This is a genomic window from Microbacterium alcoholitolerans, from assembly GCF_050408615.1.
Lineage (GTDB): Bacteria > Actinomycetota > Actinomycetes > Actinomycetales > Microbacteriaceae > Microbacterium.
This window is the reverse complement of record NZ_JBNTKD010000003.1, coordinates 5,951-18,098: the sequence shown is the minus strand read 5'-3', so window position 1 is coordinate 18,098 and position 12,148 is coordinate 5,951. Positions and strand designations below refer to the sequence as shown.

At 65.4% G+C, this 12,148-nt stretch carries 13 protein-coding genes; 12 read left to right on the top strand and 1 reads right to left on the bottom strand.

Going from position 1 to position 12,148, the window contains the following annotated elements:
* Positions 1–463 precede the first annotated feature (463 nt).
* From ACQUSX_RS15375 to ACQUSX_RS15365, 3 genes are all read left to right on the top strand, one after another.
* Positions 464–1,237 carry a hypothetical protein gene (locus ACQUSX_RS15375; protein WP_428907923.1) on the top strand — a complete coding sequence of 258 codons (774 nt, stop codon included), beginning with the start codon at positions 464–466 and terminating at the stop codon, positions 1,235–1,237.
* Between the two features lie 218 nt (positions 1,238–1,455).
* On the top strand, positions 1,456–2,361 hold the full coding sequence (locus ACQUSX_RS15370) for a ParA family protein (RefSeq protein ID WP_017831621.1): 906 nt from the start codon (positions 1,456–1,458) through the stop codon (positions 2,359–2,361).
* Positions 2,358–2,963, top strand: coding sequence for a hypothetical protein (locus tag ACQUSX_RS15365; protein WP_428907924.1), 606 nt, complete (start codon positions 2,358–2,360; stop codon positions 2,961–2,963). Before ACQUSX_RS15370 ends, ACQUSX_RS15365 begins: the two co-directional genes overlap by 4 nt.
* A 79-nt stretch (positions 2,964–3,042) precedes the next feature.
* Here ACQUSX_RS15365 and ACQUSX_RS15360 read toward each other — a convergent pair whose 3' ends face one another.
* Complete coding sequence (locus tag ACQUSX_RS15360) at positions 3,043–3,633, bottom strand: hypothetical protein (RefSeq protein ID WP_428907925.1); 591 nt, start codon at positions 3,631–3,633, stop codon at positions 3,043–3,045.
* A 247-nt stretch (positions 3,634–3,880) separates the two neighbouring features.
* On the opposite strand from ACQUSX_RS15360, the gene cmtR reads away from it, so the two are divergent.
* The 9 genes from cmtR (at position 3,881) to ACQUSX_RS15315 (ending at position 12,074) form a co-directional block, all read left to right on the top strand.
* Positions 3,881–4,240 (top strand): Cd(II)/Pb(II)-sensing metalloregulatory transcriptional regulator CmtR, encoded by a 360-nt coding sequence (gene cmtR, locus ACQUSX_RS15355; RefSeq protein ID WP_428907926.1) that lies wholly within the window; start codon positions 3,881–3,883, stop codon positions 4,238–4,240.
* Positions 4,241–4,275: 35 nt separating this feature from the next.
* Complete coding sequence (locus ACQUSX_RS15350) at positions 4,276–6,147, top strand: heavy metal translocating P-type ATPase (protein WP_428907927.1); 1,872 nt, start codon at positions 4,276–4,278, stop codon at positions 6,145–6,147.
* A complete protein-coding gene (locus ACQUSX_RS15345; RefSeq protein ID WP_428907928.1) occupies positions 6,147–6,755 on the top strand; it encodes a cadmium resistance transporter in 609 nt (202 codons plus the stop codon). Before ACQUSX_RS15350 ends, ACQUSX_RS15345 begins: the two co-directional genes overlap by 1 nt.
* Positions 6,752–7,291 carry a signal peptidase II gene (locus tag ACQUSX_RS15340; RefSeq protein ID WP_428907929.1) on the top strand — a complete coding sequence of 180 codons (540 nt, stop codon included), beginning with the start codon at positions 6,752–6,754 and terminating at the stop codon, positions 7,289–7,291. Before ACQUSX_RS15345 ends, ACQUSX_RS15340 begins: the two co-directional genes overlap by 4 nt.
* Positions 7,292–8,515: 1,224 nt before the next feature.
* Positions 8,516–8,926: a LexA family protein gene (locus ACQUSX_RS15335; protein ID WP_428907930.1), complete on the top strand. Its 411-nt coding sequence runs from the start codon at positions 8,516–8,518 to the stop codon at positions 8,924–8,926.
* Complete coding sequence (locus ACQUSX_RS15330) at positions 8,923–10,197, top strand: Y-family DNA polymerase (protein ID WP_428907931.1); 1,275 nt, start codon at positions 8,923–8,925, stop codon at positions 10,195–10,197. Before ACQUSX_RS15335 ends, ACQUSX_RS15330 begins: the two co-directional genes overlap by 4 nt.
* A 47-nt stretch (positions 10,198–10,244) precedes the next feature.
* Positions 10,245–10,676, top strand: coding sequence for an HD domain-containing protein (locus tag ACQUSX_RS15325; protein WP_131494548.1), 432 nt, complete (start codon positions 10,245–10,247; stop codon positions 10,674–10,676).
* Positions 10,669–11,484 (top strand): hypothetical protein, encoded by an 816-nt coding sequence (locus ACQUSX_RS15320; protein ID WP_131494547.1) that lies wholly within the window; start codon positions 10,669–10,671, stop codon positions 11,482–11,484. The genes ACQUSX_RS15325 and ACQUSX_RS15320 overlap by 8 nt, the downstream gene beginning before the upstream one ends.
* A 44-nt stretch (positions 11,485–11,528) precedes the next feature.
* On the top strand, positions 11,529–12,074 hold the full coding sequence (locus ACQUSX_RS15315; protein WP_131494546.1) for a hypothetical protein: 546 nt from the start codon (positions 11,529–11,531) through the stop codon (positions 12,072–12,074).
* Positions 12,075–12,148: the final 74 nt, after the last annotated feature.

Sequence of the window (12,148 nt, the reverse complement as noted above, 5' to 3'; positions counted from 1 at the left end):
CACCTCAGGCCGTGGCGTCACGACGTCGAGGGAGACGGTCGCGAAGCGGCTCGGGATGTCTGGCCGGCACGTCGGCACCGCCAGGGGGATCCTCGAAGCCCTTGGAGCGTCCGTGACGATCGTGCGCGGCCGCCACCTCTCCCCACAGGAACGTTCCCTGGCACGCAAGGCCCACGGCAGCTACCAGGAGGCCGCAGGATCCGTCCGAGCCCTCACCATGCCCGCCCTCACCGCAGAAACCCACACGGACGATCCTCGTGGCGCTGAGCCGATCTCCGAAGCCGTGCCTGTGGATACTTTCCACCTACCCCGCAGGGGTTCGGTTAACAAGACCCCCCCTGTCAAAAAGTACTCACCAACACGCGCTGAAGCGCGCGAGAAAGCCGCTGCGCGGCCGAAGCTGAAGAGGAAGTCACAACCACGGTCCCAGAGAGCACCTCGCGATCTCGAAACACAACGGTTCGTGTGGGCTATCGCCCAGCGATTCCTGCTCTCAGACGGCTCCGCACCCCGCCCAGGCGCCCCGCTGCGCCCTGGAGTACTCCGCGGCGGCCGCCACATCGGCAACCTCACCCGGATCCTCGAACGCAACCGCATCACACCGCGCCGCTATACGCCTCAGAGCCTGGCTGACGCGCTCCAGCGCCTCATTGAGGCCGGAAAGCTCCGCTCCCCCCGCTACGAAGAGCTGCGGGATCCGCTCGCGCACTTCGCCTGGACTCTTCGCCGCCTGAACGAACTCACCGAGGGCGAGACCACGCTCGAGCGCATCCGCCGCGAGGATGTCGAACGAGCTGAGAAGCGCCGCCAGGCAGCCCTGCAGGAGCTGCCGACCCCGGAGGAGCAGGCGGCCGCGTACGAAGCCGCACAGGCATTCTTCGCCTCGACCAGGCGGCTACGGAAGCCGATCGCACGGGAGCGCCGTACTGACGTCGTCGAGCTTGTCACAGCCGTCCTCGGCCGAGGCATCCGCCTGTACGACGCTCCTGCAGCCACTCAAGAGCTCGTCGGAGACCTCACGGCCATGCACAAGCAGCTCACGGCGGACGGCTGGCAGCTGATAACCGGCGACGCTGCCCTCATCTGGACGCGGGATAGCGAACAGGCCGTCGAGGTCACACTCAGCCCGGCACTCCCCCACACCGTCACGGCCGTCACCTCTCAGCTCGATCCGGGCACTCCCCTCGCTGTCGTCGTGGATCTCATCCATGAGCGCCACGCGACACGCGGCAACTAACGCTGGACATCCACCTACACTTACCGCCATACTTAAGGCCATAAGGCAGGCGTTACGTCACGAAGGAAAGCTAGCCATAAGTCACGAAGTGAATACCGCTTGACGTAACGCAACAACACCCGCACGAAATCAAGCGGGAAATATAGCGTGTCGAACCGCAGGACTTTGCGCTAGTTCTCATACGTTGAAACAAGCAGGAACTACTGAAGGAGATACCGATGAGCATTGAGCGTTGCGTAAGCGTCGCCCAGGGCAAGGGGGGCGTTGGCAAGACCAGCGCCACCGCGAACGTCGCCGGCATGGCGGCCGCCTCGGGACTGCGAGTACTCGCCGTCGACCTGGATCCGCAGGGCAACCTGTCTCGCGAGCTGGGTTTCGAGCCCGACACGGGGGAGTCCCTCTTCAATGCGTTCCTGACGAGCATGCCGCTGCCGCTGCTCAAGAACGTCCGAGAGAACCTCGATGTCGTCCCGGGCGGCGAAGCCGTCGGTGATGCCCCGGCTGTCTTCGGAGCCCGTGAACAGCGCGGCGCCGAGGGTCTTGACGCGGTCCTCGAGTCGAAGCTGGCCGCGATCGCCGACGACTACGACCTCATCCTCATCGACACCCCTCCGGGCGACAGGATCCTCGTGGAAGCCGCTCTGTCCGCATCGGTCGCCGTGGTGATCCCGACCCGCTCGGATGAGGCCAGCATCGACGGCGTCGAACGTGTCGCTGCTCGCTTCATGGCCGTGCGCAAGCGCAACCCCAACCTCCGCCTCGCCGGCGTGCTCCTCTTCGGCATCAACAGCCGCTCCCGTCGCATCGAGCGAGACGTGCGCAACAGCCTCTCCGGGATCGTCGGGGACTCCGCACCGATCTTCCACACCATCATCCGAGACCACCAGGCCGCAGCCGTCGACGCCCGCAAGCGCGGCCTCCTCGTCCACGAGCTCAAGCAGGCCTCGAAGGCCGACAAGACCGCCCGCATCCAGGCGCTCAAGAGCGGTGAGAAGCCCGTCGACGGGCTCTACGCGCAAGACCCCAGCCTGCTGGCCGACAACTACAAGGAGTTCACCAAGGAGCTCCTGCAGCGCGTCGGTGAGCTCGAGCAGGAACGTGAAGCAGAAGGAGTCCTCGCATGAACGCCCCCGAGATCAAGAGGAGCAGCCTCGCCGACGCATTCAAGGGCGCCGGCAGCGAAGACGCAGCCGAACTCACCGGCCTCCTCGGACCCCGCAAGCCGTCTCCGCCGCGTCAGGCCGCCACACCGGCGCCTGCCAGCCCCGACGCGACCGAGAGCATCCCGAACGCTCCTGCAGCTGAACCTGTTGCAGCTGTGACGCCGGCGACTCGTGAGGCCGCCCCGGCCGATCCGGCCAAGAACAAGGTCGACAACGTTCCCGCGTACATCAACCCGGTCGTCCTCGCTGCCGTTCGCGTCGCCCGTCGTGAAGGCATCGCTGCGGGAGAGCCTGACAAGACGTATGACGAACTCCTCGTCGACGCCCTCGAGCGCGTTCCCCTCGAGGAGATCCGGGCGATCTTCGCACCCGAGGATGCCGAGGCTGGTGGGCTGCTCCAGCGCCGTAAGCGCCGCTCACGTGGCGCCGGCGGCACGCAGATCCAGCTGCGCATCACCGGGGCCCAGGAGGACGAGCTCACCGAGCTGGCCGCATCCGTGGGGGCACCGTCGCGCAGCGCGTTCGTCAACGAGGTCTACCGCCTGGCGTACCTCAAGGAATAGACCCGCAGCACCTCAACGCACGGAGGGCCCGCTCACCAGCTGAGCGGGCCCTCCGTGCGTCAGGAGCACACCGGGGGAGTCAGGCGCGGCGTCCGAAGAGCCTCTGCCACCAGGTGGCCTTGGGCTGCTCGTCACGGTCGAAGGAGACGCTCACGGTATGAGTGAATGATCCATCGTCGCCGCGGTGGGTGCTCGTCTCGACGGGCATGCCGTTGAGCTCTGCAGCACGCTCGAACGCGGCAGCACGTGCCTGGGCGTTGTGGAGCTGCACCTGGTTGAACAACAACTTCGCTGCCTCCCGAACACCGACCCACTGAGCCAGGAACGGTTCCGGGAGATCGGTCGAGAAAGGCTCCGTCATTGGCTCACCAGACGCCTTGATCGCCCGCACCCGATCTGATCGACGCGCGAGCTCGGAGTGCAGCTTGGCGACGTCGGGGATCTCGGCGACGTAGTCCACCGCGAACTGCACCTCGGGCTGCACCTCGAGCGGGAGATCCGACAACGCGCGAGCGTCCACCGCAGCCTTCAAATCGATAGCCCGATCGAGCAGCTCCTCATCGATCGAGAGCAACCGGAGAAGAGCATCCACCCATTCGCCGTCCGACTGGGGCCGCTCATCTTGACCCAGCTTCTCGACCCAGTCGACGTAGCGGCCATAGACCTCCACCAGAGCATTCGTCGAAGCGAAAGGAGAACCCGAATCAGCCATCCGTCACACCATCCCGTCGAGGTCGTGGGTCGAACCTACCGGATGTCCGATCTCACTGGTGTTGTCGCGAGATGGGACACATGTACCTCAGATTCTTGCGCACAAGAGACCAGCCGCGTTCGATCTGTCGTCTCACCAGAGGTGTTGGTTATGGTGACACCCAGTCGAACTAGAAATATGTCACCAGTGACTGTATAGTCAGCGTGTGCTGACTATTGCTTCCCGTATCGATGTAATGAACCGGCTTGGCCGGGCGATGGCCGATCCGACGCGCTCACGGATCCTGATGACCCTGCTCGAAGGGCCCAGCTATCCGGCCGTCCTCTCGCGCGATCTGGTACTCACCCGTTCGAACGTGTCGAATCACCTAACGTGCCTTCGCGATTGCGGGATCGTCGTCGCTGAGCCAGAGGGCCGCCAGACTCGTTACGAGATCGCCGACCCGCATCTCGCCGCAGCGCTCGTCGCGCTCGTAGACGTGACGCTGGCTGTGGATGAGCACGCGCCGTGCGTGGACACGGCGTGCACGGTGGCTGGTTGCTGTGCGACAGGAGCGAACGCGTGAGCGCGGCATGTGGCTGCGAGCACGAGCCTGCCAGCATGGCGGAGGAGGAGATCGAAGAGGCCGAGCGACCCTGGTGGAGAGACCGCGGAATTATGGTGCCGGTTCTCTCCGGGGTCGCATTCCTGGCCGGCCTGATCTTGGAGTGGTCCGGCCAGGAGATCCCGGCGCTGGTGCTGTTCTGGGTCGGCCTGCTGCTGGGTGCGTCGACGTTCACGCCGGGCGCGGTTCGGAAGCTGTTCAAGGGCAAGCTCGGCATCGGTCTACTGATGACGATCAGCGCCATCGGTGCAGTCATCCTCGGCTACGTGGAGGAGGCCGCAGCTCTCGCGTTCTTGTACTCGATCGCTGAGGCGCTCGAGGACAAGGCGATGGACCGCGCCCGCGGCGGGCTCCGCGCACTGCTCAAGCTCGTGCCGGAGACGGCAACCGTGCTGCAGGGCGGCACCACCGTGCAGGTGCAGGCAAGAGAGCTGACGGTCGGCCAAATCATGGTGGTCCGGCCGGGCGAGCGGATCGCCACCGATGGGGTCGTGCGTTATGGTCGCTCCAGCCTGGACACCTCAGCGATCACCGGGGAATCGATCCCGGTCGAGGTGGAGCCCGGCGATGCAGTGTCGGCCGGTGCGATCAACAGCGCCGGCGCACTGGAGGTCGAGACGACAGCTGCTGGCACCGACAACTCGCTCACGACGATCGTGGAGCTGGTAGAGAAAGCGCAGACCGAGAAGGGCGAGCGTGCTCGTCTCGCGGACAGGATCGCCCGCCCGCTCGTTCCCGGTGTTCTGATCCTCGCGGCGCTCGTCGCGATCATCGGGTCGCTGCTGGGCGATCCGGAGGTGTGGATCACTCGCGCGCTCGTCGTGCTAGTTGCCGCTTCTCCGTGTGCGCTGGCGATCTCGGTGCCGCTGACGGTCGTCGCGGCGATCGGTGCGGCGAGCAGGTTCGGCGTGATCATCAAGTCCGGCGCCGTTTTCGAGCGCTTCGGCACCGTCCGACACGTTGCCCTCGACAAGACCGGCACCCTCACCCGCAACGAACCGGCGGTCACCGCCGTGCTCACGGCGAACGGCGTGACCGAGACCCAGGCACTGGCCTGGGCGGCCGCGTTGGAGCAGCACAGCACCCATCCTCTCGCCTCAGCGATCACTGCCGCGGCGCCGGGGACTCCAGCAGCTGCAGATGTGACTGAGCAGGCCGGGCACGGCATCGATGGCACCGTCGACGGATCGCGAATCACCGTCGGCAGTCCCCGCTGGTTGGACGCCGGCGACCTCGCGGAGCGGGTCGCGGAGTTGGAAGAGCAGGGCATGACGGTCGTGATCGTGCATCGTGACGGGACGCCGGTCGCCGCGATCGGCGTCCGTGACGAACTGCGCCCAGAAGTCCCCGAGGTGGTCGGAACGCTCACCGGTCAGGGCGTCGGCGTGACGATGCTCACCGGCGACAACGCCCGGACTGCTCGCGCGCTTGCTGCGCAGGCCGGGATCAGTGACGTGCGAGCCGAGCTGCGTCCCGAGGACAAGGCGGCCGCGATCGCAGAACTGTCGAAGGCAGGGCCGGTCGCGATGATCGGTGACGGAATCAACGATGCCCCGGCCCTCGCCGGCGCGGACATCGGCATCGCGATGGGAGCGACCGGCTCTGACGCAGCGATCGAATCCGCCGACGTGGCCTTCACCGGCCATGATCTGCGTCTCATCCCGCGCGCGTTCGACCACGCCCGCCGAGGTCGACGGATCATCAACCAGAACATCATCCTGTCGCTGCTGATCATCACCGCACTGCTCCCGCTCGCGCTCTTCGGCGTGCTGGGGCTCGCAGCCGTCGTCCTGGTCCACGAGGTCGCCGAGGTCATCGTTATCCTCAACGGCCTGCGCGCCGCCCGTACTCCGCGAGTGAAGAGCTGATGCTCGCGACCATCGGATCAGCGATCGGCCTGTTCGCTGCGACCAACATCGACGACATTGTCGTGCTCACCGTGCTGTTCCTCGCCTCCAGCCGAGGAAAGCCGCGACCGTGGCAGATCGTCGCAGGCCAGTACCTCGGGTTCATCACCCTCGTCGTGATCAGCGTGATCGCCGCGCTCGGCCTCACCATCGTCCCGGACGAATGGGTGGGCTTCCTCGGGCTGATCCCGCTCGGCATCGGCATCTGGACGCTCGTGCGCGGCTTGCGTCGCAACGGCGATGACGATGACGATGATGCCAAGATCACCGCGGTCGGACTCTGGGGCGTCGCCGGGATCACGATCGCCAACGGGGCCGACAACATCTCCCTCTACACGCCGATCTTCCGCACCAGCGCCCCCGGCGACGTCGCGATCACGATTGTCGTGTTCCTGATCCTCGTCGCGGTCTGGTGTGCGGCCGGTCGGCTGATCGGTACCAACAAGGCTGTCACCGAGGGGCTGGAGCGCGTCGAGCACTGGCTCGTACCGGCCGTGTTCATCGGTCTGGGCTTGTTCATTCTGATCGAATCTGGGGTCATTGTCCGTCTGATCGAGGTGCTCGCATGACCTCCTCCCAGAATGAGGCTCACCCGCCCGCTGTCCGCAAGCTGTCGTCGACGCGGCGGTGGCAGCTCACTGGTGGAGCGCTCTTGATCGCCGTGGTTGTCGTGCTGATTGATCAGGGAACCAAGGTGTGGGCCGAAGCGACCCTCACCGAGCGTGAGCGCATCCCGCTGATCGGTGACCTGCTGGGTTTCCAGCTCGCCTATAACCCGGGAGCGGCGTTCTCGTTCGGCGAAGGCTTCACCTGGGTGTTCGCGCTACTCGCTGTTGCCGCCACGGTCACAGCGATCGTGTTCGCGTTCCGAGTGCGACGGCTGGGGTGGGCCATCGTCGTCGGTGCGCTCGGTGGAGCTGCCGCCTCACACGCAGGCGACCGCCTTTTCCGCGATCCCGGGTTCGCCCGGGGTCACGTCGTGGACTTCCTCGCCTACGGGAACTGGTTCATCGGGAACGTCGCTGACATCGTGATCTTCACCGCAGCGATCACCGGAGCCCTCCTGGCGATCCGCAACGACACCGAACGAAAGAACGAAACGTAGATCTCATCCAGGAGTAATCTACAACTCCGATGAGAATCTACAACTCCAGTGAGACGTTCTACAGGTACGTGAGATTTCTACAGATCCGGTGAGACTGGACACCGGAACCCCCCGACGGTCTTGCGACCCTCACCGGGCTGAGCTGTGGCGCCACAGGCGGTTGGGGGAAGGGGCAGCGGGCTGGGCGGGCAGTGCCTCGGATGCTTGCTTTGTGCTTGAAAAAAGCCAGCAGGATTCGCCGGGTTTCGCGGGGCGGAAGGTGTATGCGGGGTGATTACCGTGAGAGACTGTGCCTCCGCCTCCCTATGCGCTAGAGCGCAAGATGAGCTACGGCACAGCCTATCAGGGTTGTCAACGTGTATTGCAATCTGCAAGCATTTTTCAAGCAGTTTTCGACAGGTCTGTCTCACCGGATCTGTAGAAATCTCACCGACCTGTAGAACGTCTCGCGGCCTCAGTGATGCTCGAGCTCGTCGCCCCCTTCCTCATCACTGCCGCTGGTGGTCTGGTACGCGGATGCCTGTCGTCGCGGCACCGTACGCAGGCAGCGGATCCTCGGCTGCCGAACCACCCTCACCGATGCGCGATTCGAAAGCGTGGATCGCGGTTCACCGCGCGATGGCACCGCCGTTCTACATCGCTGGTGGCGGGGCCGTTCTCGCCGGGCTGGCGAGCGGGGCGCTGGTGCTGGCTCGGCATCACTGCAGCTGTGCCGTTCGCCCTCGGGCGAGCGATCGTCTGGCTGCTCCTGTGGACGATTCTCTCCGGCCTCCCCGGGGCGGCGGCCGCGCGAGACTACAGGGGGCTGGGTGCCCAGATGACGGCGGAGCACAGCCCTCGGTGATGCGAGACCGGGCACCCGAGCAGCGATCGCAGTTGGGTGACACAAACCCGCTTTGAGTGACACAGGTTCCCCGGGTGGTGACACTGTGTGTCACGCAAAGACCGAGCTGCCGCCTGGCGATGAGAGGGGGAGAACGCCCTCGCCGTTCCCCGCTTGCAGCGAGCTCGAGCGCTTCGATGCCCCCCTGCCGGGCGTCGTCGGCCGCGCTCTAAGATGACTCGGCGAGGGGACGAATACACGCGATTTCCCGCATGATTCCGGGGGAGAGGTCGCACGGAGGCCTCGTGAGCGCCCTCAGGCGGGCGTACACTCTACGAATAGGGTTTCGAGAGTTTGGGGAGCCAGTGCCTAGAACAGTCGTACCTCTGTACGCGTACTCAGTGACCACGGAACCCACTCCGCTGCCGCAACTGCTCGACGCGGTCCCGGCGGGCTTCCCGAGCCCCGCCCAAGACTATGACGCCGGTCCGATCGATCTCACCGAGCTGCTGATCGAGGACCAGGCCGCCACCTTCCTCGTCCGCGTCTCGGGAACATCCATGGTCGACGCCGGCATCCACGATGGCGATGTCGTCATCGTCGACCGGTCGAAGACGGCGCTCTCGGGGGATGTCGTCGTCGCGATCCTGGACGGCGACTTCACCATCAAGCGCCTCGTCCGAGAACGCGGCACCTGGGCGCTGCGCGCGGAGAACGCCGAGTGGCCCGACGTCGTCGTCGACGAACTCTCCACACTCGAGATCTTCGGGGTGGTCACCGTGAGCCTCAGGTTCCATCGGAGCCGGAGATGATCGGGCACGTCGACATCAACAGCGCCTACGTGTCCTTCGAGAGAATCGTGAATCCGCGTCTCGAGAACCGCCCCTGCGTCGTGTTGAGCAATAACGACGGAATGGTCGTGGCCTCGTCGAAGGAAGCGAAAGCCATTGGCCTGGATCTCGGCAAGCCCTGGTTCGAGTTGCGGCCGCACGCGCAGAGGCTCGACCTGACTGCCCTGTCGTCGAATTATGAGCTCTACCAAGATTGCTCGAACAGGGTCATGGACGTGCTGTCTCGCTTCACCCCGGACCTGTCCATTTACTCGATCGATGAGGCGTTCTTCGAGGTGAGTCCACGGATCGCGAAAGACCCCGAAGCGATGGCCGCCCTCGGCCGAGACATCAAGGACACCCTCCGCCGGCTCATCGGCGTCCCGGTCTGCGTCGGCATCGCACCGACACGCACATTAGCGAAGCTGAGCAATAAGACGGCGAAGAAGATCGCGGTGTTCGACGGGGTGTGCGTGTGGCCGGCGACCAGGCCCGAGTGGCGCCACGCGCTCATGTCCCGGCTGCCGGTCTCCGAGGTGTGGGGGATTGCGTCTCGCCTCGAGCGCCGTCTGGCCGGCATCGGCATCACGACGATCGCGGATCTCGCGGCCGCGGATCCCGTCCTCATTCGGAAGGCGTTCAACGTCGTCGTGATGCGCACGGCGCTCGAGCTGCGCGGGGTGCCGGCGATCGCCGCCGAGGAGGATCGCACCGGCAAAAAGGATCAGCTGATCGTGTCCCGCAGCTTCTCCGAGAAGGTCACCACCCGAGATGGGATGCGCCAGGCGTTGTCGATCTACGCTCAGCAGGCGTCGACCCGGCTCATGAAGCACCAGCAGGTGGCGAAGATCCTCACCGCCTTCGCGGGCACCAGCCACTACACGGAGCAGATCCGTTACCCGTCACAGATGGTGCGACTGCCGTTCCCCACCGCCGACCCGGTGGAGCTCACCCGCGCCGCGCACCGGCTCCTCCCGCAGATCGAGGAAGGGGTGAAGTGGGCGCGAGCGGGAGTCATGCTCACCGACCTGAAACCGGCAGCAGTCATCCAACCGCTCGAGCTGTTCCGTCATGCTCACGAAGACGCCGGGATCGCCACCATCATCGACCAGGTGCAGAAGAAGGCCGGGCGTGAGGTCCTCGGGCTCGGGTGGGGAGGGATGCGCCCCGGCCCGTCCTGGCAGATGCACCGCGGCATGCTCTCCAAACGCGCCACGACGCACTGGGATGAGCTGATCGTCGCCCGAGCCTGAGCGGTGTCGGACCCCCTCTCTAAGATGAAGGTAGAGGGGGACACAAAATGACAGATCAGATCAGCACACGAGCTGAGGCGATCGCCCGCGCCGCGCACGCCGGCCAGGTCGACAAGAGCGGTCAGCCCTACATCGATCACCCCGCGCGGGTCGTCGCTCGCGTGCAGGGGGATGAGCTGCTGGAGGCGATCGCCTGGCTCCACGACGTCGTGGAAGACACCGACGTGCAGCTGGTCGACCTGCAGGCGGAGTTCCCTCTCGAAGTGGTCGATGCCGTCGATGCAATCACCCACCGGCCCGGCGAACCGCGCGCCGACTACTACGCCCGTGTCAGCCGGAACCCCCTCGCGCGACAGGTGAAAGACGCCGACATCGACGACAACACCGATCCGGCCCGCACTGCCCTGCTCGACGACGTCACCCGCTCCCGACTGGCCGCGAAGTACGCCGCGGCACGAGAGGCCCTCTCCCGTGTGTAGATCATCTGAGGACGGCGGCCGCCGCTGCCTCGACCACCGCCACCTCCGCGACGTCGACGTCGACGACCTTCGCCCCGCGGCCACCGACGACGCACCCGACGTCGACTGGGGAGAGCACCCGCCGTCGACTGCAGAGCTCTACGACACCTACGGCTCCACCGTCGCCGGCGCCGCGATCCACAAGCTCGAAGAGATCGCCGCCATCGAACCGGAGATCACCGTGGCGATCATCGACGCAGCCCCGTCAGATTGCCGGATGCACAACCTCGAGTATCGGATGAAGTCGCCGGCATCCCTCGCGGGCAAGATTGAGAGCCGGATCCTGGTTGATCCCACAGCGACGCCGGTGGAGATCACGGGGCGCCTCACCGACTTCGTTCGCTACACCGTGGTCGCACCGACTCCCGATCGAGTCGTACCTGCTGCACAGGAGACGCTGGAAGGTCTCGTCGCCAAGGGGTGGGAAGTGAAGGAGATCGAGCATTCCTTCGTCGATGGCAACCCGTACAAGGGCCTGCACTCGATCGTCGTGCACCACAGTGAGACCGACCAGGACGTCGAGATCCAGTTCCACTCCGAAGCCGGCGCCGCGATCAAAGACCGCTACCACCACGACTACGAAACGCTGCGCGATCAGACGCAGCCCTACCCGACACGCGCCGCGGCCCACGCGACCATGGTCGACGCCTGGAACATCGTCCCGACCCCGCCGGGCCTGGTCGACCTCCACATCGGCAGCGTCGTCGCCGTCGAGAAGGCCTATGGGCCACCAACACCTCCCACCCCGCCCCCTACCAAGACGGACTAAGATAAACTAAGATGTAGGCAATTGAGAATGGAGCGAGGAACATCATGAACCTCTATCTGGTCCGAAACACCGCCGGCACCCCGGTCTGGATCGCGCACGAAGACAACGAGCAGCGCATCTGGACCTACGTGCAGAACACGGGCAAGTTCCACCTCAACCAGGGCCTCTACCGCGACTTCTACTTCGAGCACGCCAACACGTACGCGCCCATCAGCGCCGACGATGCGCTGCAGCAGATCCGCAGCGGCATCGGCAAGCTCGATGAGCAGACCGTCGGCCACCTCGTCACACGGTTCAAGCAGGATCCCGCCGCACGAACCGTCGAGGAGATCCTCGGCTCCTCACCAGTCCCCACGGCGCGCCAGCAGGCCGAGGCTCGCGTCAACGCGCTCGTGCAGGCTCCCCGGGGGAAGTGGATGACCTGGAAGTCCTACCGGCTGACGGACAAGCAGCTCGCTCACGTCTCAGCAAGAGATCTCCGCCTGGGCAGGATCAAGATCGTCAACACCAAGGTCGGCGCTGTCGATTCGCGCCTCGAGGAAGACGACGAGAACGTCAAAGTCATGGTCGCGCGATCCCTCAACGGATAGTTCGACCGCACGACACAGCCACAACCAGTAGCGGCCGCCCCTCGATTCAGGGAGCGGCCGCTACTGGTTGTGCT

Bases quoted from the DNA above. Each gene is read 5' to 3' on its own strand.
- ACQUSX_RS15370 (WP_017831621.1), top strand. From the start codon at position 1,456: ATGAGCATTGAGCGTTGCGTAAGCGTCGCCCAGGGCAAGGGGGGCGTT.
- ACQUSX_RS15365 (WP_428907924.1), top strand. From the start codon at position 2,358: ATGAACGCCCCCGAGATCAAGAGGAGCAGCCTCGCCGACGCATTCAAG.
- ACQUSX_RS15350 (WP_428907927.1), top strand. From the start codon at position 4,276: ATGGCGGAGGAGGAGATCGAAGAGGCCGAGCGACCCTGGTGGAGAGAC.
- ACQUSX_RS15345 (WP_428907928.1), top strand. From the start codon at position 6,147: ATGCTCGCGACCATCGGATCAGCGATCGGCCTGTTCGCTGCGACCAAC.
- ACQUSX_RS15340 (WP_428907929.1), top strand. From the start codon at position 6,752: ATGACCTCCTCCCAGAATGAGGCTCACCCGCCCGCTGTCCGCAAGCTG.
- ACQUSX_RS15330 (WP_428907931.1), top strand. From the start codon at position 8,923: ATGATCGGGCACGTCGACATCAACAGCGCCTACGTGTCCTTCGAGAGA.
- ACQUSX_RS15325 (WP_131494548.1), top strand. From the start codon at position 10,245: ATGACAGATCAGATCAGCACACGAGCTGAGGCGATCGCCCGCGCCGCG.
- ACQUSX_RS15315 (WP_131494546.1), top strand. From the start codon at position 11,529: ATGAACCTCTATCTGGTCCGAAACACCGCCGGCACCCCGGTCTGGATC.